Below are 22259 nucleotides of genomic sequence, written 5' to 3'. Positions count from 1 at the left end.
GCTGGCACCTGCACGACTCCAGTTGCTCGAAGACTCCCGCGACGGCGAATCAGTCTGCCGTGGTGCAGGTCTGATCAGCGGGGATGCAGGGTTATCCGGGCGTTGTAGGCGGGGCTGAGGCCGGTGTGATAGCGACGTGGGGGCTCGACGAGACCGGTGGCCGCACCGATGCGACGATGCTCGAGAATGGTGCGGAAGAGGATGCGCGCTTCCGCCAAGGCGAATTGGGCACCCAGACAGCGATGCGCGCCGGCGCCGAAGGTCAGCCAGGTGCGGCCGTTCGGCGGCTCGTCGAGGAAGCGTTCAGGGCGGAAGGTCATCGGGTCCGGGTAATGCCGTGGTGATTCGTGAATGAGGAGAATCGGGACTATGACGATGGCCCCCTTGGGGACGTGGACTCCGTTGACCACGGTGTCGCGCAGTGCGCGCCGCCCGGTGAACGGTGACACCGGGCGGATTCGCATTGTTTCGGCGACCACGGCGTCGAGGTATGCGTCGAGCCGGGCGGAGTCGCCTGCGTCGACCGCTGCATCGAGCTCGGCCATGGCTGCCGGGTGGACGGCCAGCATGGCGGCGATCCAGCCGAGCGTGATCGCGGTGGTCTCGTAGGCGCCGAGCAGGATGCCACGCATATTGCGGGCCAATGCGGCGTCGTCGTGCTGATCCAGTTCGGTGCCGACATACCGCGACAGCACATCCTTCCGGCCGTTTCTGTCACCGGGCGTGGACCGGCGCGCGGCGATTTCCTCGATGATGAGGGCGTCGACCTCGGCCTGGCGGCGGCTGAGCGGTGGGTAGGGCAACGTGTAGCCGCCGACCAGCGGGGTGAGCAAGGTGACGGCGAGAAAACCGCGACTTTCTATTTCCCCGAACCACCGGCTCACCGCCTGTTTCAGCCGGTCCTTGCGGGGCGCGGCCACGTCGCCGAAGACGACGCCGAGCAGCACGCCGATGGCCAGGTCGTAGCCGACCTTCAGAAACTCGAACGGTTCACCGACAGGCCAGCTCGGCAGTTCGCGCTGGACCACCTCCACCATGAGGTCCTCGTAGGACCGGAGTGCCTTGCTCTGGAACGGCGGTGCGAACAGCTTACGTTCGCGGCGATGTTCGTCACCGTCGAGGAAGATCAACGTCTGCTTGCCGAACATCATGTCGTGGCTGGAGAAGCGGCTCAGCACCTGCCCGACCGAGAAGTCGTCGTGGTTGGCGAACAGTCCTCGCACATCGTCCATGTCGTAAGTGACCAGCATGGTCGGAAATCCTGGCGGCGAGACGACGAACCGTTCGCCGAATTCCAGCAAGGGGGAACGGTGCGTGCCGGGGCGCATCAGTCCACCGATCTGCGCGATGTGGCGGGTGCGTAGCCTAGGGAGTTCACGCAGAGACAGCGTGGCATGCGACATGTAGCCATCCTTAACCCGTCGCTCGGCGACTCGCAAACATGAAATCCCCGCAGTGGCAATAGATACCGGGCCTATCACCGCTTCGCACAGGCGAAGTCGTCGACGTGCCGGTAAGGATCTTGTACTCGAGTGTTCAGTGCATCACCGCGCGAAGGCCACCCGGCGCCCCGCTGACGTGGGCCCGGGCGTCGGTCCTCGGTGGGGCGCCGATTGGATCCCCGGCCCCGTCGCCGTCATCGTCGGCCGCCACGACCAGCCCAAAAACCTGCTCGGCGCGGTGAGCGCCCAGGACTACGAACCACCGTCGACGGTTTCGATCACCGGCAGCCACGGCACGGCGTGGGATTTGAAGGACTGGTGTACCGGGGTGAGCGCGCTGTGGTCGTCGAGGGCCATCATCGTGATCCCCATGGCGGTGCCGCCGTCGTCGATCGCGGCGACGAGCGAGCCACAATTGGGGCAGAAGCCGCGTTTGGTGGTCGGGAAGGTTGCGAACCAGGTCGGCTCACCGCCCGCACCGGTCCATTCGAACTTCTCGAGCGGGAAATCGATCCAGGCTGTGACCGGCCCGCCGGCCAGCTTCTGGCAGTGCGGGCACGAGCACAGGTGCGGCCATCCAGCCTCGGCACAGGCGCGGAACCGGATCTGCCCGCACAGACAGCCACCCTCATACATCGGCTTTCCCCTCTCTACCGAAAAGAGTTGTGAATACAGCTAATTCGCGCAACGCGTGACAGCCTTGACGTCCGCCCCGGTCAGCGTAATGGAACGCGGCGGGCCGAGCGGGGACTTGCGGCTGTGCCATGAGCCATGTGTCAGAACACCGCGGACTACTGAAAGAGTCTGATGTCGCGTGCCCCGGTGGCGGCCATGCAGAGACGTTCGGATGCCGATGCCGAGTCCGACACTGCGGGCCGGACGGCCCACCGTCCCGCGCTCGGCGCGGACCGCGGCTCAGTTGCCGGGTTGGCGTCGCGGTCGTGACTGGTGGGGTAGCCGTCGTTGTACCACTGGCCGTTCGCGTCGCGGGTCCGCCCTTCGAATTCGGTGCCCCCAACGTTCTCCCCGGGCCCAGGGGGCGCGGTGTCCGTCGTGTTGGCCATGAGCTCGTTGCCGGCGACCTCGTTGGGCGGCGTGCCCAGCGGGCTCAGTACTCGAACGTCCCTCGCGCCGGCGAGGTCCCGTCCTCGCGGTTGCGCATCTCTGCCCAGGCCACTGCGTTCGCCGATGTGGTGTCGGTCGGTTGGTAGGCCAGGGTGTGTTTGGTGCCAGCGGTGTATCCGACAGCAGTCACTGCTGCGGATCCCACCATACGGATCCGTCCTCGCCGTTCGGCTCACCCGGTCTCGAATTCCGCTCTTAGCGCGGTGAACAGCGTGTCCACCTCGGGGCCGAAGACCAATCCCGTGGCGTACAGGGTCGTCATCGCGGCATCGAGGGCGTCGGGTCGGTTCGCGTCGATGATGGTGGGCAGTGCGAAGGACGGACGGTGGATCGGACCCAGGTCGAAGGGGTTCGCCGTCGTACCGGCCGAACCGAGAACCATCGTTGCTTCCATTGCGCCGACGTGTTCGTCATCCGGCGGGCCGAAGTCCTCATCGTGCAGTCGGGTCATGGCCGCGTCTACGTCGTCGAACGGGGGCGGTAGCGGTCGGCCGTCCCGCAGCGCCGCCAAGGCGGGCCGCACCCATGGCCGGTCGCTGAGGCCTGCTTTCGCGCAGGCTTGGGCCGCCGACCAGCGCGCCAGGCGCCGCAACTCGGGATCACCCATGGTGGCGATCGCCTCGGCGATCGCGCGGTCATGGCGTGCCAGGTCTTCCGCGCCCGGGTGATCTTCCAGCCGGGGTATCGGCTCCCCGCCCCAACGCTGCCGCTGGAAAGCGGCCGCTTGCGCCGGTAGTTCGTCGATGTGCAGGCGGCGAGAGCCTTTGTCGTCGACTACGACGACCCATTCCTCCGCGTCGACCGACGCGGTGACCTCGGGTAGCGGGACATTCTCGGGCACACCGTATCCGGGCATGTTCCACTGCATGGCCGGTAGCGGTTCGCTGCCGTCGTCCGGCCAGAGCCGGATACGCCACACATCGCCGGGTTCGGTCGACCCGGGCCAGCCGTAGTTGACGAATCCACGGCCGCTGATCTCGATCAGGTACTGGCCCTCCGGAACCGGGCAGTCGACCGCGCCGTCGGTGGGCGACGACAGGCACAGTGTGCCCTCCGGTCCGACTCGCAACCGGGTCTCACACACTTGCTGCCACTCGGCGCGATCGCCGGGCGGCCGCTCGTCCCAAACCTGAACCGTTACCGGCATATGGAAGTTGTTCTGGTGCGGGCTCAACACCACCACCGCCAGCCCATCGGAGGCGAACGGGTGCGCCGCCAGCGCCCGGTCGAGCAGTTCGAGTTCCTCGACCGGGCTCTCGACGCCACCGTCGATGCGGAACTGCCCGTAATCCATGAACAGAATCACGGTTTCCTCGCTGACCGGCCGCCTGAAAACGGTGCTCATCGCGTCATCCTGGCACGCGAGGCACGTCTCGGCCCGAGGGCGACGTTCCCGGTCAGGGGGAGTCTGCATGCCGGACCAGCGCGGCGGCATGCGGCGCGACGGGCGCTGTGCGTATCTCCGAGTGCAGTCGGACAACCGTATGGTCCGTGGCCGTGCTGCGGATCGGCGGCATGTCGAAGGCCAGCGGCCCCGTAGCCTCGGACCGTTGCTTGACGCCTACATGGAGGTCGTGACGTAGAGTGCGGTTTCGGGGGGACAAGCCGGGACCGCCGTCGGGTGCTCCTCCGGACCGGCCTCCTGCCCGCTCCGGAGGCCGCCGGCACGACCGCGTGGCCATGGCTGAATCGAGGTCGGCGCCCACGTGGAGACCGCAGCGAACTCCCTTGACGCAGTGACGTCCTCCTCACCGGGCGCAGCGATATCCCGCGGCGCGGCGACGACCCGCGACATGGCGCGCCCAGCGCGTCTGCACGCCCACAGCGCCGTCTCCACGGCCCTGGCGCTGCACAGCGATCACGCGTTGCGCGAACTCGTGGACACGGCCACGCCGATCGGCGCCGGTATCGGCGGGAAGTCGGCGCTGCTGGAGGTCGCCGGAACCCCGGTCTTCATGAAGCGAGTGCCCCTCACCGACCTGGAACGGCAGCCGGAGCACGTCCGGTCCACGGCGAACCTGTTCGACATGCCGCTCTTCTGCCAGTACGGCGTCGGCCTCATCGGCGGGCCGGGCTTCGGAGCCTGGCGCGAACTCGCCGTGCACACCATGACGACGAACTGGGTGCTTGCCGCCGAACACGAGGGCTTCCCGCTGATGTACCACTGGCGGGTGCTGCCGGACACGACGCCGCTGCCGGAGGAGCTCGCCGCCATCGACCGTGCCGTCGCCTACTGGGACGGCCGACCGCAGGTACGCCACCGGATCGAGGCCCTCCAGAACTCTTCGGCGAGCATCGCGCTGTTCCTGGAATACATCCCGCAGAACCTGCACGAGTGGCTCAACGCCCAGATCGAGGCGGGCGACGAGGCCACCGACCGGGCCTGCGCCATGGTCGAGCGGGAACTGGCCGCCGGCACCGCGTTCATGAACAGCCGTGGGCTGCTGCACCTCGACGCGCACTTCTGGAACATCCTGACCGACGGTCGACGCCTCTACTTCGGCGACTACGGCCTCTCGCTCTCCTCGGCGTTCGACCTCTCGCCGGAGGAGGCCGCGTTCTTCGACCAGCACCAGAGCTACGACCGCGGCTACACCGCAACCTACCTGGTGAACTGGCTGGTCACGGCCCTGTACGGGCTCCGGCGGGAGGACCGGGAGGCGCGCGCCGCGATGGTGCGCGCCTTCGCCGAGGGTAAGCCGCCGGAGGGCATCCCTGGGCAGGCCGCCACGGTCATCACCCGGCACGCGCCGATCGCCGCGGCGATGTCCGCGTTCATGCGCGCGTTCCAGCAGGAGAGCCGGAGCACCCCGTACCCGGACCAGGAGATCCGCTGCCTGCTGGGCGGCCAGGCCTTTCGGAGCCCTGACGTTAGGTGACCCACCGTGTCCTCGGAGCGAACGTGTAGTTGGCGAACACCGATCGACATGACGGACATGGGGTGTTCCGGCCCCGTTCATCGACAAGGCGTGGATTCTTTCCCAACTATGCGGACCATTCGGAGTCGTTCTGGCTGTTTGCCGACGCGCCGACGCCACCGACGCGTGCGCTGACCAGACCCACGATCAGGTCCACGGTGAAGTCGAACTCGCGGTCGCGGTCGAAGCGGGCGAGGTGGGCAGCGGCAAGGCGGACCTGGGGCAGTCCGGATGACTCGAGGGTGCTCTGCCGTTCGGCGATTTCGCCGGGGTCCGCGGTGCCGTAGGTGGGCCCGGCGGAGGCTTCGCGCAGCAAGGTTCCGATCAAGGTGGCCAGCAAGGCGCGCATCAAGTGAACGGCGTCCTCGGGGCTGCAGCCGGTGCGGCGCAGTACCGCGAGAGCGGCCTCGACCGGAGCCAGGCCTGCGGCCGATGAGAGCTGGCGGGTCAGGACCAGAGTGGCGGCTTGGGGGTGGGCGAGGGTGATCCTGCGGAACTCATGCGCCCATGCTCGGAGGTCATCTTCCAGTGAGCCGGTCTCCTCCGGTGGACGCAGTTGCTCGAGCAGGTATTCGGCGACCGCGTCGAGCAGGTCGTCCTTGTCCCGCACGTAGTGGTAGAGGCTCTTGGCGTCTACACCCAGCGAGCGGCTGACCGACCGCATGCTCACCGCACCGACACCTTCGGCGTCGATCACCGCCAGAGCTGCCTCTCGGATCGCCGCACGGGAGAGCCGACCCTGCGCCTTCGGTGGACGCCCGCGACGGGCCGAGGCCTGGCGGGTCGAGGTCGGTGGCGTCGCGGGTGCGGGGTTCATGGCTTCACTCTGGCATATTTCCCACGTTGTGGGTTTACTGGATTGTGCCGATCAACCTGCCCGGCCACAGCCGCGAGCATGGAGCCGTGGCGGTCGATGCGGCCAGCTCGGGGTGACCGCGTGGACTTGGTCGTCGGTCATCGGCAGCTGAGCACGTGATGGCTCGGAACCGCCGTACAGGCGTCGAGGCAGGTCGAGAAAGTGGTGAGTTCCGCCGACCGAAAGCCTGCACCGGCCCTCGCTTCGGAGTTATCGTTGAAGTCCCTGCTGGAGGCCATGGTCGGGGTGCACAACAGACCTCCTGGCTGTGGCCTTGGGATACGACATGCACGCACCGACCGCGTCGCTCGCCGACAACCTCAGCATGCCGCCGCTCGCGAAGCCAGTCGCGGCGGTCGATGCCACCGCGCTGGTCCGGCTGGCAGGGGCAGATGCCAACTCGCCCGAGTTGAGCTTCATCGTGGGTAACGAGTCGATCATCAGTGGTCCGCCAGTGCACCGTGAAGTCGGCGGGCTGTTCACATTTGCCGCCGATCTGGCGGTATCCAGCAAGTCGCGGCGTCTATGGCCTTCCGAATCGAGCGGTCGACGTCTGCCGTCTTACATCCCGGACTGCGGCCGATGCGTCGACGGAACCTGTGTCGGCGCGGACGCCGTACTGAGCCTGGCTCAGACTGAGAGAAAAGGAATACGACATCCGTAGTGCTTGATCGTGAGGAATGGCCCGAGTGGCTACACCGGTCAGAATAAAGGTCTTGTCATGCAACAGTCTTCCGCTAGACCGATCGCTACCGGGAATAGGCTGTCCGACGGAGTTTTCCCGCTTTCGGCGGCCCAACGCGGAATTTGGTTCGCCCAGCACGTCGCAGGCGATGTCCCGATCTCTATTGCCCAGTACGTCGACCTGGCGGGATCGATCGACCTCGACCTACTCGCCCCGGCAGCGCGCCGAGCCGGGCGCGAGTTCGGCACCGGGTATCTGCGCCTGATAGAAAGCGACGGTTATCCGTTCCAGTGCGTCGACACCACGCTCGACGATCGTGCACGCGTTGTCGACTTCCGAGGTGAGCGCGATCCCGCGGGCGCGGCTCATGCCTGGATGCGCCACGAATACTCGGCGCCCCTCGATCTGATGAACGATCGGCTGGCCTGTGTCGTCATGCTGCGGATCGCCGACGACCGCTGGTTCTGCTACTGGCGGATGCACCACATCGCGCTGGACGGCATGGGGGTCTCGGCCATGGCGCGCCGCACCGGCGAGCTCTACACCGCGGCGATCGAGGGGAGGCCGCCCCCTGCCGCACAGGCCGAGGACCTGAGGAAGATCGTCGATGCCGATCAGGCGTACCGCAGCTCCGACCGTTTCGCGGCCGACCGGGAGTATTGGCTTCGGCACCTGGACGGGATCGCCGACCCGGTGAGTCTGGCGGGCCGTACCGCCGAAGTGGACGCGCATCCCAGACGTGTGGAGGCGGCGCTGACGCAGGAAACGGCTGCGTTGCTGGAGATGGTCGCGAAGGCGGCGTCGTCCGGTGTGGCGCCTACGGTGGTCGCGGCCTTCGGCGCCTATCTGGCTGCGATCACCGGTGCTCCAGAGGTGGTCTTGAGCCTGCCGGTCTCTGCGCGCACGACGGCGACGATGCGGCGCTCCGGCGGCATGATCGCCAACGTCGTCCCGGTGCGACTGAGCTTGCGGCCGACCACGACCGTCGGTGAACTGATCCGGGCAGCACAGGCTGAGCTGACCGGCGCGCTGCGGCGGCAGCGCTACCGCCAAGAGGACATCTTCCGCGACCTCGGTTGGCCGATGGACGAGGTAGCGACCTTCGGTCCGTCGGTGAATTTGATGATGGTGGACACCAGGGTTCAACTCGGTGCGGTCACCGGACGAGCGCATGTGCTGACGGCCGGGCTGATCGACGACCTCTACGTCAATCTGTATCCGGGCGTTGGGGGCGAGAGCACCCACATCGACTTCCAGGGCAACGCTAACCTGTACAGCGATACCGAATTGATCGCTCACCACAGCCGATTTCTGCGGTTCCTGCGCAGGTTCCTCACCGCTGGACCGGACGCGGCACTGTCCACGATTCCCGTCGTACCTGATAACGAGCTCGCCGAACTCGCACCGGCACGCGGACCGACGAGCGTCTCGCCGCGCACGTTGCCCGAAATTCTCGCCGCGGGTGCGGGAATCGACCCCGGAGCGATCGCTGTCCATAGCGGGTCAGCTCGGCTGACCTACCGCCAAGTGGACGAATACACCAACCGGCTGGCACGCATCCTGATCGCCGCCGGTGTCGGGCCGGAACGCGGTGTGGCGATCTCGATTCCGCGCTCGATCGATTCCGTGCTCGCGATGCTCGCCGTGGCCAAGACAGGCGCCGCATTCGTGCCGATCGACCCGACCTACCCTTCGGACCGGATCGAGCATATGGTCGACGACAGCGGCGTCGGCATCGGCCTCACCGTAACGACCGCGCGAAGTCTGCTTCCGAATCGGGTGAACTGGCTGATCCTCGACGAGGACGAGACCGGCCGGGACATCGCGGAGCAGAGTGCGGCCGCGGTCGACGATACGGTGCGGCACGCTGCGGTGCTATTGGATCAGGTCGCCTACATGATCTACACCTCAGGGTCGACCGGATTGCCCAAAGGCGTCCTGGTCACACACCGTGGCTTGGCGAATCTGGTCGCAAACTCCGCGCAGGGTTTCGGCGTCGCCGCGGATTCCGTGATGGCACATGTTGTTTCGCCGAGCTTCGATATTTCGGTCGAAGAGATCCTGGTCAGCTTCGCCGCCGGTGCGACGCTCGTCGTTGTTCCGCCATCGGCGTACGGCGGTGAAGAGATGGCGGCGGTTCTGCGCGCGGAAGGTGTGTCCCACCTGGACGCCACACCGGCGGTCGTGGGATCCCTCGACCCGGCGACATTACCCAGCGTGCGCACTGTCGTTGTCGGTGGTGAGAGCTGTCCAGGCGAGTTGGTGGCCAGGTGGTCCGGTCGTTCTGTACTCAATGGGTACGGGCCCACCGAGACCACGGTCACGGCGACCTTGAGCGACGCGTTGAGACCCGCTGGGCCGGTCACGATCGGAAGTCCGGCTCGCGGTTTCTCAGCGGTCGTGCTCGATTCCTGGTTGCGGCCGGTGGCTCCCGGGACGATCGGGGAGCTCTATCTCGCCGGGGCGGGTGTGGCGCGCGGCTATCATCAGCGTAGAGGCCTCACTGCCTGCCGATTCGTAGCGAACCCTTACGCGTGCGGAGAGCGGATGTACCGCACCGGAGACTTGGCTCGCTGGACCGAGAGTTCCGGGAGATTGGAGCTGGATCATCAGGGTCGCAGCGACTTCCAGGTGAAGGTGCGCGGCTTCCGTATCGAGCTCGGCGAAATCGATGCCGTTCTGCGACAGCACCCCGGCGTCGACTTCGTGGTCACCCTCGGCAAGGAGACCGACTCGGGTTCCACCGCGCTGGTGTCGTACGTGCTGCCCGAACCGGGTGCCGAAGTCGCTGTGGACGCGTTGAAAGCGGCTGCGGACAAGGCGCTTCCGGCCTATATGGTGCCCGCCGCGGTGGTAATACTGGACAGTATTCCGCTGACACCGCTGGGCAAGGTAGATCGCACGGCACTGCCAGAACCAGAGTTCGGCTCGGACGCGTCTGTGGGCAGACCACCTTCGACCCCACGGGAGCAGGCACTGGCCGCACTGTTCGCCGAGGTTCTCGGGCTGGATTCGGTGGGCGCCGACGCGAGCTTCTTCGCACTCGGTGGCGACAGCATCTCGGCCATTCAACTGGTCTCGAAGGCGAAGTCCGCCGGGATCGGCTTCAGCGCACGAGATGTATTCGAGCGCAAGACCGTTGCCGCTCTCGCAGCGGTGGCCACCGAGGCGCGCACTCCGGTGGCACGCGAGCTGCCCGGCGGTGGCGTCGGCGCCGTCGAACTCACACCGATCGTGCAGGCGATGCTGGACCAAGGACAGACCTGGCGCAGGCTCGGCCAGGCGGTTTTGGTCGGTCTACCGGCCGACGTGGACCACACACGATTGGTCGAGGCCGTGCAAGTGATTCTCGACCATCACGACCTACTGCGCTCCTCGATGCGAAACACCGATCACGGCTGGGAATGGGTTGTCGCACCAGCCGGTGCGGTCGAGGCAGGCACCTTGGTGGACGTCGTGAGCGCCGATCGCAATGGCGATCCGACGTTCGATGACGAATTGCAAGCTGCCGCGGACCTGCTCGATCCGGAGGCCGGAGTCGTCGCACGCTTCGTGCTGATCGAACGAGCGGATGCTCCTTCCTTGTGCTGGATCGTGCTGCATCACCTGGTGATCGACGCGGTGTCATGGCGCACCCTGCTGCCGGATCTGGCGACCGCGGCCGAGGGCCTCGCCCTGGCTCCGGTCGGCACCTCGTTTCGGCGTTGGGCGCACGGACAAGTCGACCATGCGGCAGGCCGCAGCGCCGAACTGCCGGTCTGGCAGAACATTTTGGCGACGCCCGATCCGCCGATCGGCACGGGCGCTTGGGACCCGGCCCTCGACATCGCCGCCACCGCGGGGACTTTCCGGACCATCGTCGTTCCGGATGTCGCGAACTCGGTACTCACCACGGTGCCGGACCTTTTCCACTGCGGTGCCGACGATGTGCTGCTGACCGCGCTCGCGATGGCGGCATGCCGCTGGCGTGATCGAAGGTCATTGCTTCTCAGCATGGAGGGCCACGGACGCACGGAGGCCGTCCTGCCCGGCGCCGATGTCGCGCGCACCGTGGGCTGGTTCACCACGGTCCATCCGATCGCCATCGATCTGACGGGCGTCGACCTCGCAGACGCTTTCACCGGTGGCCCCGCGGCGGGCGCCGCGATCAAGACCACGAAGCAACAGTTACGCGCGGTGCCCGACAAGGGTGTCGGCTTCGGCATGCTCCGGTATCTGAACGCCGACACCAAGAATGCGCTCGTGGACGCGCCGACCCCGCAGATCAGCTTCAACTATCTGGGCCGGGTGCCGACCGACAGCGAGGCCGGGGCCTGGTTGCCGCAACGCTTCGCGGCAACGCGGGACGAGCGAGCGCCGCTGGCCGCGGTCGTCGATATCAATGCCGCACTGACCGACTCCGGGCTGGAAGTGACGTGGGCATACGCAGCTCGGCTGCTCGAGGCCGTGGACGTCGAAGAGTTCGCCGATCTCTGGGCTGCCGCGCTGCGGGCACTGGCCGATCACAGCGGCAGCCCAGGAGCCGGAGGACACACTCCTTGCGACTTCGACCTCGTCGCGGTGACGCAGGCACAGATCGACGCCTGGGAACGCACCTATCCGACTCTCACCGATGTCTGGCCGCTGTCACCATTGCAGCATGGCCTGCTCTTCCATGCGCTGTACGATCCCGAAGGCGCCGACGTCTATACGGTGCAGTCGCTACTCACGCTGACGGGTACCGTCGACACCGCGCGACTACGCTCTGCCGCGCAGACGCTCGTGGCACGGCACGACATCCTGCGGGTCGCGTTCGTAGAGACCGATGAAGGGCCCCGCCAACTCGTCGCCACCGACGCCGACATCTGCTGGCGGGAGATCGACCTGACCGGAATCGCGGAAGCCGAGCAACGACAGCGAGAACTCGACCGGGTGATCGCCCTGGACGCGGGCAGCCGGTTCGAATTGACCCGCCCGCCGCTCGTGCGCTGCACGCTCGTGCGTACCGCTCCCGCGCAGTACCGGTTCGTGCTGACCAACCATCACCTTGTGCTGGACGGCTGGTCGACTGCGCTGCTGGTGCGGGAATTACTCACGCTCTATGCCACTGCGGGCGACACCTCCGCGCTGCCGCCCGCGCACTCTTACCGCGAATTCCTCTCCTGGCTGCGCCAGCAGGATCATGCTGCGTCGACCGCCGCGTGGGCACAGTACTTGGCAGGTATCGACATCCCGACACGGGCGGTCTCGACATCGACCGGCACGGAGGCGACAGGGACCGGGACGGTGTCCGCCGACCTGTCCCAGGACATCGTCGCACGTCTGCAAATGGCCGCGCGCGATTCGGGCACCACGGCGAACACGATAGTGCAGGCGGGTTGGGCGATGCTGCTGGCCGTGCTGACGGGCCGATCCGACGTGGTATTCGGCGCGACGGTGTCGGGCAGGCCACCCGAGCTGGCCGGTGTCGAAGAATCGGTCGGTCTTTTCATCAATACGTTGCCGGTGCGTGTACGGTTCGATCCCGCGGAGCGGGTCGCCGACCTACTGGCTCGCATGCAGAGTGAACAGGCACGGCTGATGGATCATCAGCAAGTCGGGCTCGCTGCGATTCACAAGACGGTGGGCTTGGCCGAATTGTTCGATACGCTCACCGTTTTCGAGTCGTATCCGCTCGACCGAGGCGCGTTGTCGGCGCTGCCGGACATCGCGGGCATGCGGGTAGTCGACGTCGAGGGCACCGATGCCACGCCGTATCCGTTGAATCTCATGGTGGTTCCGCTGCCCGGCAGCGACGGGCAGGCCATGCTGCGCATCAGCGTGAAGTACCACGCCGACCAGTTCGTGCCGGAAACAGCGCGCCTACTGTTGGATCGCTTGATCCGGTTCCTGACTCAACTCGTAGGCAACCCACAGGCGCTGGTGTCCGAGCTACAGTGCTGCGACGACGCGGAGCGCGCCACGCTGCTGTCGGTGCGTGGACCGGCGTCGATGCCGCCGCGAACACTGCCCGAAATTCTCTGTGCCGGAGCACGGATCGACCACAGTGCCATCGCTGTTCGCGCGGGCGAGACAACGATGTCCTATGGCGAGCTCGACGCCTGGTCGAATCGTCTTGCCCGCGTCCTGCTGCGCCGAGGCGCGCGGCCGGAAATGTGCGTCGTGCTTGCTCTCGGTCGATCGCTGGAATCGGTGGTGGCGGTATGGGCAGTTGCCAAGACCGGCGCGGCGTTCGTGTCGCTCGATCCTTGCTATCCGATCGAGCGGATCGAGCACATCCTGGCCGACTCGAAGGCGGAGATCGGCGTGACGGTGACCCGCGAGGCGCTACCGGGAACCATCGACTGGCTGCTGCTCGATGACCTCGTTACGCGCCGCCGGGTCGAGAAGGTCTCCGCAGCACCGATCACCGACGCGGAGCGCGGGAGTCCCATCCGCATCGACCACGCGGCGTACCTGATCTACACCTCGGGCTCCACCGGCGAACCCAAGGCTGTGCTGGTCAGCCATCGCGGGCTCGCGAATCTGGTGGCCGACTTGACCGAGTCACTGGACTTGGATCCGGCGGTCGGCGTCCTGCATGTGGCGTCACCGAGCTTCGACGCGTCGATCTTCGAACTGCTGACAGCACATGGCGCGGGCGGCGAACTCGTGATCGCGCCGCCTGACGTATGTGCGGGCGGAGAGCTGGATCGACTGCTGCGCGCCGAACGGGTCACCCATGCGTCGATCACGCCGTCGGTACTGGCCACGATGGATCCTGGCGGACTCGATCAGCTGCGGGTGCTTGCTGTGGGGGGCGAGCCCGCGAGGGCTGAACTGATCGAGCGGTGGTCGAATGAGCGTCGGATGGTGAACCTGTACGGTCCGACAGAGTTCAGCACTTGGGCGACCTGTCACCGCGATCTCGCCGCGGCAGCGCCGATCACCATCGGCGGGCCGATCCGTGGCGCCGCGACCATGGTGCTCGACACCTGGTTGCGTCCGGTGCCGGTCGGCGTCGCCGGTGAACTGTACCTGGCCGGTCCCGCGCTCGCCCGCGGCTATTTCGGCCGTTTCGAGGCGACCGCGACACACTTCGTCGCCGATCCCTACGGCCAGCCGGGGGAGCGGATGTACCGCACCGGCGACATGGTGCGATGGGTCATCGGGGCCGACCATACATACGAGCTGGAGTTTCTGGGCCGCAACGACTTTCAGGTGAAGATCCACGGCCTGCGGATCGAACTCGGCGAGATCGATTCCGTGCTGTGCCGCGATGAACAGGTCGAGTATGCGGTGACGACAGGCCGCGCCGGGCCGACAGGGGCAACCGTACTGGTGTCGTATGTGCTGCCTGCCGAAGATGTCACGGTCGACGTCGCGCATCTGCGTATGGTCGCGACCGCTGCCCTGCCCGCGTACATGGTCCCTTCCGTGTTCGTCGTGCTCGATACGATTCCGCTCAACGCGGTCGGCAAGCTCGATCGGACCGCCTTGCCCACACCTGAATTCGCGGACGGGCAGGCCGGGTACCGGCCACCCTCGACACCGACCGAAGCAATTCTCGCCGACATCTGCGCGGAGCTGCTCGGTGTCGACAAAGTCGGCGCCGACGATTCCTTCTTCGTTCTCGGCGGCGACAGTATCCTCGCTCTCCAGCTGGTATCCAGGGCCGAGCGGCGGGGCGTCCACCGCACGCCGTTTCAGGTGTTCCAGCACCGCACCGTCGCCGCATTGGCCGCGGCCGCCGGGCGCATGGCCGATGAGCTGCCTCCAGTCGACGCCGGACCTATGCTCGACGTCGTGTGGCCGATCCGGCTCGGCGGCAGCGAACCCGCGCTGTTCTGCGTGTCTCCGTCCTCCGGAGTCGCCTGGCCCTACTCGGGATTCGCGGATGTGCTGTCGCCGGGCAGGCCGATCTATGGGCTACAAGCACCGGGCCTGGGCGGCGGCGAAGCACTAGCGCGATCGATCGAAGAGTTGGTCGATCGGTACATCCACGAGATCCGGATTCTGCAGCCGACGGGTCCATACCACCTGCTCGGGTGGTCGTTCGGCGGGCTCGTCGCGCACGCGATCGCCACGAAGTTGAGGAACGCCGGTGAGCATGTAGGACTTCTCGCGCTACTCGACACGGACTCCGCGGACATCGATGGTGACAGCATCGAGCAGCTTTCCGCCGGCGGCTTCGTCAGTACTTTCGGCCCGATGTTGGGTATTCGTGGTGTGCCCGCCGATGCGTCCGCGGAAGATGCCGCCGATCTGATTCGTGCCCGACTGGGCGGTGTTTCGCCGATCGACGCGGGCACAATCGAGCGTCTGACGCGGTGGTACAACATAGTGGCACAGATCAGAACCGGATATCATCGTCCCGTATTCGGCGGGGACGCAGTGTATTTCAGTGCGACCGTCGACGCTTCCGGCAACTCGGGCCCCGGTGGATGGCGGCCCTACGTGACCGGCGAGATCGTCGATCACGATATCGGAGTCACCCATGACGAACTGACCGCACGACACGTGTTGCCGATCATCGCGCGCGTACTCGACGAGCATTTGGCCGGTCGAAGATGAACCTTCAGGACAGGCCGGCATGTCACGGCAGCTCGCGGAGATAGGTTGGGTCGGTCCGGGTCTGCGGAACAGTCATGACTGACTGTCGATCAGTGTGATGCGGGCGGGATGCTCTGCTCGTACTGGAAAATGTTGTGGGGGTCGTACTTCGCTTTGATCGCGCGCAGCCGCTCGAAGTGCTGTCCACCCCAGTAGGCGGTTCCCCACTCTTGCATTCCGACGTTCGGTACGTTGACGTAGGCGCCGTTCGCGTAGGGCCGCAGCGCCTGGCTGAACTCGGCGGTCCAGGCCTGGGCCTGCGAGGTCAGCGGGTCGCTGACGCCTGGTTGTGTGGAACGAGTCCCCCAAGCTGCGCCGATCTCACCGTAGAAAAGAGCGTCGCGATGCGCGAACGCCGTGCCGCCAGGGGGTTCCGTCTTGATCGCCCCACCGAAGGCATCGACGAAGTAGTTGCTGTCCTCTGTGGGAGCGTTCCTCATGAAGTCGCCGATGATGTCGATCGCCTCCTTCGGGAACGGCTCTTTGACGAACTGCGAGAAGAACTTCCAGCTCGCGGGCTCTTGCGGGAGCGGGACCTGGGCTCCCGCGAAAATATCGCCCCAGTTACCGACCTGCACCGTGACATCGGGGCTACCGACCGACAGGATCGCGGCCAGCATCTCTGTGGCCTGTGCCGCCGCCCCCTCCACGAGCCACGCGGACAGCAGGATCTGGGACTTGTGGACCTCGAGCTCGGATCCCAGACGGCTGTCGGCGGACGGTACCGTACGCTGCCACGCCTCGAAGACCCCGTACAGGTCCCCGAGTCCATCCCACGTCGCCTGCACATAGGCGAGATGCTCGAGCGGATACACCTTGTAGGTGAGTTGGGTGACGATCCCGAAGTTGCCGTTGCCCGCGCCGCGAAGCGCCCAGAGCAGGTCCGAGTGGTGCTGCGAGTCCGCGTTGATCACCTCGGCGCAGTCGTCACCCGACGCGACGACGACCTCGGCCGCCATCAGGCTGTCGCAGGCCATGCCGAGCCAGCGGTTGAGTGGCCCGAGTCCACCGCCGAGCGTCGCACCGCACACGCTTACGCTGCCCTCGCTTCCGGTTGTGATCGCGAAATTCTGCTTCGCGAGCGTCGTCACCGCTTCCAGCTGGTTCAGCCCGGCGCCGACCGTCGCGATACGAGCGCCAGGGTCGATCCGGACCGACTTCAGCCGGCTGACGTCGATCACGATGCCGTTGTCGACGTTCGACCAGCCCTCGAGGGCGTGGCGGCCGCTGCGTACCCGCAACGCGACGTTGTGCTGCCGCGCCCACGTCAGGGCGTTCACCACGTCCTGGGTGTCCTGCGCGAAGACGATGACCAGCGGATAGTGCGAAAAGAGCTGATCCCAGCCGAGTCGGGCCTCCGTGTACGACACGTCACCGGGTCGGACGATGTGGCCGGTCAGCGTCGCGGGCGGGCATCCCGGGCTTTTTTCGGGGACGCTCGCGTCCGCGATATCCGGCGTGTCTGCGCCTGTGAGGCCCGAAACAACGACTGCTCCTACGCCGACGGCCGTCGACGTCCTGAGCAGGTCACGGCGAGAAAGATCACTCAAGGCCAAGTCCTCTCGATCGGCTACGCCAATACCGGGCTCCCCATGGAACTCTTACCCGCCAACGGCTCTCCCTTGCCGCCTCGGATGCGGCCAGCTGGCTACTTCGATTCGACTCGTTGATGCTCACATAGACTGCCGCACCCGCAGACGCAAAGCTCGAGATCATCGGCGTTATCAGTGCTGTGATCAGCGCGTACCGTCCGCCACGGGTCGCAACCTCCGGCGCGGGCCTCGGATCCGCCTCTGGCTCGGGCCCGTGGCCAGCAGGCGCCATCGATGATGTGTCCGGTTCCGACGGTGGATCAGGCTGCGGTTGTTCCCCTGACTGTGGCTGTGTTCCGGCACCCATCGTTCCTCCGCTCACGGTGCCCCAATGGATATCTCGGTGATCTTAAGATTCGGACTACGGCCGTGTCGGTTACGCGCGTCCCCTTGGCGTGTTACTCAGCGTCCAGAGACAGAGCTGCCCGACAGGCGTGGCTCATTAGGCTGGCTGGGTGGAGTTCACAACGGATTTCGAGCGTGGTGGGTGGCTGCTGGCGCGCGTCGGCGAACACGGGGTCGGAGGCGTCGCTGGTACCGGTTTCGAGGCTTATGCGCGGATCCTGCACCCGGTCGAGGCGACTCGCCGCGATGTCACGGTCACCGACGAGTGGGGTAATCCCGAGATCGTGGAGGAGGTGAAGTGGCCTTGGGCCGAGGTCGCCGTGCGCAACGGCAGAGTGATGCATCCGCTGGTGCAGTGGCGCAACCTCACCGACGATGAGGACGAAGCGGCGATGTCGTTCGATGACGGCTGGAGAGTCGGCCAGACCGTCGAGGGGTGGTTCGACCCGAGCCTGCTGGCCGCGCTCACAGTCCACCTTCGCGCAGCCACCGAGGCACCGGAAGAGGTGACGGCTGGAGTGTGGAATGGATTCGGCGAGCTGAACACATCCTCGGGTACGGTGTTTGTCGCGTCCACCGATGGCGATCCGCAGAACCTCGAGCGCGAGCGAGCTCGAATCGACGCCGAGCTGGCAGCCTCTGTCGCGCCACAGGTCAGACGAGCGGTCCGGACCGGGCCTTTCCTGCGGTGGCCGGGACGCGACTTCATACTGTTCGACACCAGTCTCTCCGAACTCGCCGACCCCAGCTGGGTGCATGCGGCGGGTCTGGGATGGACGACCGACTTCCCCGGAGTGACGCCCCAGCTGCTCTGGCCCGCCGACCACGCATGGGTCGTGGCCAGCGAGATCGACTTCGACTCCACGATCGTCGCCGGCTCACGGGCTCTGATCGACGCGGTTGTGGCCGACGATCGTTTCGAGGCCTTCGAGGTCGCCGAGAATTCGGATCTGAGCTGGTACGGCGACACAATCAACTCCGCGCCGAAAGACTGAGATGTCGGCGAGAGCTCGACCAGGGCGTGCAGCCGATGTCGCGGGGTTGGGCCTGGCGGGTGGTGTCGGCCGGCCAGCCGCCAGACCCAACACCTCCAGTCTGGAGAACATCCGTTCTCAGACGCGGAGAATTTGCAGGAGTTTGCGGGTTCAAAAGAGTTCACAGCTTTCGACGCCGATTTCTCGCGGGCAGTCCCAGGGAGTAGGCCCGGTCTGCGATCCCAGGCTGCGAGTGCTCTTGCTGGGACGGGCAGGATTCCGACCTCGGCCGCATATGCGATGCCGCAGCGTCGGATCGAACTCTCTTGTACCGCGAACACATTCGAACTGTGATTCCCCAATGCCGCGACCAGGTCGCCAATCGCATACGGATTCGTCCTGGCCCTCATCGTCGAATGGCTCGAATCATGGGGAGACACAGGCTAGTCGTGGCGGCCGACTGCCGACGCCGGACTTCGTCGACTTACCTGTAGTCGCCGAGACTGCCTGCCGGAATCGACCGCCACGTCTTGTCCCGCTGAAGCCCTTTCGCGCTGTACCGGATCGAAGTTCGGGTGCCACCGAGCGGGGCACGGGACATCAGTTCATGCGGAGGTGGGGTTGAACTCGGCGGTGACGCGGTCCACGAAGTTCTTGGCTTTGGGGCTCTCGTGGTCGGTGGGCAGCTCCACGGGCTGTCCGTTGAGCGGGACGGTCGCCGGCCGATGGTTCGCCAGTACCTTTCCGGCACCGTCGCCGAGCGGTAGACCGGCCAAGGCCGAGACCCGGTGCATCACGGCGTCGGTGCCGACCGGCGGGAGGGCTACGACGCCCTGCGGCCACTGCACGCCTCCGATTTCGAAGAACTCATGGTAGCCGCCTATGTGCTGGTACCCGACCTGCGCAAAGTACAAATCATCCGGCGTCGAGCCTTGCGTTTGATTGATCTTATCGTTGAACGTGCCGTGGAACACGCCGCTGGCGGGGTCGAAGTGTGCGTATTGGCCTGATACGGATGCCTGTATCTCGAGCACCTCGAACAGAACCTGCATACCACCGGGAGCAGGCTGATTGTTCTTGGAGTAGAGAGCCTTGGCGCCATCGATATCGGGCGGGTTCCACATGTGCGGGACGATGTCGAGGTCGTTGGCGTAGCGCCGTACTCGTTGCAGGCGTTGGGTGGTGTAGTTGACGAATTCCTGGTTGCAGAAACTCGGTCCGGCGGTCGAGAGCACGCTGATCCTGGCTTTTTCGGAATTGTCCCAAAGCCATTGGGTGTCGCGCAGGAACAGCGCCAGCGTGAGTGACAGGGCACCGCCGAGGCTGTGGCCGGTGACGGTCAGGTCGATCGCCTTGTCGCCGAGCGAACTCAGGAACTCGGGCAACGTGTGGCCGGCGCCGGGACGCTGGCCTGAGGGTTTGATATTGAGGAGGGTTTTCACCCCGATAGCAGTGCCGATCGTGTGCCAGGCGGCATTATTCGCGAACCACGGCGTCTGGAGAATGAAGGAGTCCTCGACGAGCCAGTCGAACACCAGTGCGTCGGTGCTGCCGGCCATCGCGATCACGTACCGGGAGCGATCCTCTGTGCTTCGCACCATGTACAGGGCGTTGACCGCGTACAAGTCGGTGTCGAACAGCGCGACTCCCGGACCCCAGACGATCTCCCACCCTCCGATGACGTCCCGGTTGGTGTCGAGATACTGCTGGATCTTCTGAGAGAGGGTGTCCTCCAGGTCGCCGTCTTCTTTGCTGATGCTGTTGACCAGATTCGCGTACTCGCACAGCTGGTATGTGATCTTGTCTTGCAGAGACGGCTCATTGATCGTCGTGGATTGTGCAGTCATGTACCGCTCCTTACCGTATGAGTTTCATCCGAAACAGAGAGGAGAAAGCGGTGACGCGAATTCACACGCCGAGTCGGGACAGAACATCCCGAACCGGTAGCTGTGTATAGGAGTCTAGACGATCCACCACACCTGCGGGCGAATAATCTGCCTGTCCGCGACCTGACGTCGTCGCCCGCGGACGGTCGGTAAACCTCCCGGCTGCGCGCCGAGAGGGTTTACCGATTATTGTAAATTTCAACTCAGCCGCAGACCCACAGGGCATCGGCCTTGTTGTCACCGTCGGCGGGCACATTGCCCTTGCTGTTGTCGGGGACCGAGACGAGCAGTTGCCACTCCTGACCGGTCCAGTTGTAGACGCCGACCGTCTTCCCGGTGCGGTTCCAGTACGAGCTCAGACGATCTCCATTTCCTTCGTTGCCGATGTCGTGCAGCAGGCAGTTGCTGTCGACCTGCACGAACATGCCGGTGCCGTTGCGGTGGTCGTAGCCGCAGAACAGTCCGCCCGGGCAGTCGTAAGCCGCCGACGCCGGTGCCGGCGTGAGGGCCGCGCCGTATCCAGCGACCGCGAGGGTAGCCGCCGCCGCGACGCTGAGACGACGAAACAATGTGAGTGAGAACATGATTGACCCTTCGAAGCCGATGGGATCGAGTATCGGTGCGGCGGAAATGCGCCGCACTCATGATGGGTGGACCGGACCGCCCGCGACTATCCACCTCGCGCGAGTTCTATCCGGGCTGCGCGGCGGGTTCGGCGCGGCGCGGCGTTTCAGGCGCGCAGCGTCACCGACGGCGGCACACCCCATCGCCGTCGGTACAGGGCTGAAAAACGGCCCAGATGCCAGAACCCCCAGTCCGCGGCCACCGCCGCGACCGTGGTCATGGTGGGGTCCGCGGCGGCCAGCGCGATGTGCACGCCCACCAGCCGGGCTTCACGCAATCGCGCCGTCGGTGTGGTGTCGAGGTATCGCCGGAAGCCCTCTTGCAGGCTCCGCACCGAAAGTCCCACTGCCTCTGCGATGTCGGTGATGGTGAGCATTTCGTGCGCATGGTCGGTGATGAGTTGTTCGGCCAGGCGGATGGGACGCGGCGTCGACTTTCCGGGTGCGTCGTCGAGCAGGAGCTCGGTGTAGCTGTTCGGCTGGGCCAGCAGGAGTTGGGACATCATCAGCTGCTCGATCTGCGGCCGCAGCCGCGAATCCAGGAACAGGCCGGGGCCTTCGGCGTCGGCCTGCAGCATGCGCAGCGATTCGAACCAGGTCCGGGCGGCCGGTGACCGCAATTGCATGGCGACGGCCATCCGCAGCGGACGATCCGGCGGCCGGCCCAGCATCCGCCGCAAATGGTCGCCCAACGCGGCACGGTCGAATCGGACGAGCAGTTGCCTGCTGCTCTCGTGCCAGTTCATGTCCAGGGGCGCGTCCGGGTCCGGAACCGAGGCCACCGCAGGGTCGGAGGCGATATCCGCGGTCCCGTTGAGCACCCGGGCCCACCCGGCCAGCGGTATCTGAACCAGGCGGAAGGTTTCGATGGGCTCGGTCCGGATCCGAACTTGAACCCCGTAATGCTTGTAGGCCAGGCCGACATCGCCGTACCGGACGACATTGCAGCTGGCCTCCATGGTGGAGGCGCTCGGATCGAGCCGGTGCTCACGCAGAATGCCGCTCATCCCCGCCCGGGCCACTTCGGGGTCGGCGGTCCGAAAATAGCGATGCCTCGACAGCGGTTCTACGAACATCCCGACTGCCCTCCAAGCAGCAGGCACCGCGCGAACGGGCCTGGATCAGTGGATATCTAAGGTATTGTCCGCCGAAACCTGCGGGCACGCAGTCGGTTTCACACTCCAGGAAATCGGCGAGATCTTGGGTAGATCGACCGATGCCACCAAGATGATCGCCAGCCGG

The 22259-nt window shown here is 65.9% G+C and carries 12 protein-coding genes; 4 read left to right on the top strand and 8 right to left on the bottom strand.

Going from position 1 to position 22259, the window contains the following annotated elements; genetic code table 11:
• Nucleotides 1-74: 74 nt before the first annotated feature.
• The 3 genes from ACWESM_RS17050 to ACWESM_RS17040 all read right to left on the bottom strand — a co-directional run bounded on the left by ACWESM_RS17050 (nucleotide 75) and on the right by ACWESM_RS17040 (nucleotide 3912).
• Entirely contained in the window at nucleotides 75-1403 is a 1329-nt protein-coding gene (locus tag ACWESM_RS17050; protein ID WP_355078127.1) for a cytochrome P450, read from the bottom strand.
• A 291-nt stretch (nucleotides 1404-1694) separates the two neighbouring features.
• Nucleotides 1695-2078: a GFA family protein gene (locus ACWESM_RS17045; protein WP_397278309.1), complete on the bottom strand. Its 384-nt coding sequence runs from the start codon at nucleotides 2076-2078 to the stop codon at nucleotides 1695-1697.
• Between the two features lie 661 nt (nucleotides 2079-2739).
• Nucleotides 2740-3912: a hypothetical protein gene (locus ACWESM_RS17040; RefSeq protein WP_452492516.1), complete on the bottom strand. Its 1173-nt coding sequence runs from the start codon at nucleotides 3910-3912 to the stop codon at nucleotides 2740-2742.
• A 448-nt stretch (nucleotides 3913-4360) separates the two neighbouring features.
• Between ACWESM_RS17040 and ACWESM_RS17035 the strand changes: the two genes are divergently transcribed.
• On the top strand, nucleotides 4361-5446 hold the full coding sequence (locus tag ACWESM_RS17035) for a protein kinase family protein (RefSeq protein ID WP_452492514.1): 1086 nt from the start codon (nucleotides 4361-4363) through the stop codon (nucleotides 5444-5446).
• Nucleotides 5447-5552: 106 nt separating this feature from the next.
• Here ACWESM_RS17035 and ACWESM_RS17030 read toward each other — a convergent pair whose 3' ends face one another.
• Nucleotides 5553-6302 (bottom strand): TetR/AcrR family transcriptional regulator, encoded by a 750-nt coding sequence (locus ACWESM_RS17030; protein ID WP_397278303.1) that lies wholly within the window; start codon nucleotides 6300-6302, stop codon nucleotides 5553-5555.
• A 325-nt stretch (nucleotides 6303-6627) separates the two neighbouring features.
• Between ACWESM_RS17030 and ACWESM_RS17025 the strand changes: the two genes are divergently transcribed.
• Together ACWESM_RS17025 and ACWESM_RS17020 are read left to right on the top strand one after the other, a co-directional pair.
• Nucleotides 6628-7005 carry a hypothetical protein gene (locus ACWESM_RS17025; protein WP_364425418.1) on the top strand — a complete coding sequence of 126 codons (378 nt, stop codon included), beginning with the start codon at nucleotides 6628-6630 and terminating at the stop codon, nucleotides 7003-7005.
• Nucleotides 7006-7062: 57 nt separating this feature from the next.
• Entirely contained in the window at nucleotides 7063-15558 is an 8496-nt protein-coding gene (locus tag ACWESM_RS17020) for an amino acid adenylation domain-containing protein (RefSeq protein WP_452492512.1), read from the top strand.
• 89 nt (nucleotides 15559-15647) lie between these two features.
• Here ACWESM_RS17020 and ACWESM_RS17015 read toward each other — a convergent pair whose 3' ends face one another.
• Complete coding sequence (locus tag ACWESM_RS17015; protein WP_452492510.1) at nucleotides 15648-16967, bottom strand: FAD-binding oxidoreductase; 1320 nt, start codon at nucleotides 16965-16967, stop codon at nucleotides 15648-15650.
• Nucleotides 16968-17644: 677 nt separating this feature from the next.
• On the opposite strand from ACWESM_RS17015, the gene ACWESM_RS17010 reads away from it, so the two are divergent.
• Nucleotides 17645-18529: a hypothetical protein gene (locus ACWESM_RS17010; RefSeq protein WP_452492508.1), complete on the top strand. Its 885-nt coding sequence runs from the start codon at nucleotides 17645-17647 to the stop codon at nucleotides 18527-18529.
• 584 nt (nucleotides 18530-19113) lie between these two features.
• On the opposite strand, the gene ACWESM_RS17005 is transcribed toward ACWESM_RS17010, so the two are convergent.
• The 3 genes from ACWESM_RS17005 to ACWESM_RS16995 all read right to left on the bottom strand — a co-directional run bounded on the left by ACWESM_RS17005 (nucleotide 19114) and on the right by ACWESM_RS16995 (nucleotide 22093).
• On the bottom strand, nucleotides 19114-20355 hold the full coding sequence (locus ACWESM_RS17005) for a lipase family protein (protein WP_452492506.1): 1242 nt from the start codon (nucleotides 20353-20355) through the stop codon (nucleotides 19114-19116).
• 242 nt (nucleotides 20356-20597) lie between these two features.
• Entirely contained in the window at nucleotides 20598-20978 is a 381-nt protein-coding gene (locus tag ACWESM_RS17000) for a peptidase inhibitor family I36 protein (protein WP_452492504.1), read from the bottom strand.
• Nucleotides 20979-21124: 146 nt separating this feature from the next.
• Nucleotides 21125-22093 carry an AraC family transcriptional regulator gene (locus ACWESM_RS16995; RefSeq protein ID WP_452492502.1) on the bottom strand — a complete coding sequence of 323 codons (969 nt, stop codon included), beginning with the start codon at nucleotides 22091-22093 and terminating at the stop codon, nucleotides 21125-21127.
• Nucleotides 22094-22259: the final 166 nt, after the last annotated feature.

The sequence above is a fragment of the Nocardia sp. NPDC003999 genome (assembly GCF_053604885.1).
This window is presented reverse-complemented; position numbering and strand designations above follow the sequence as displayed.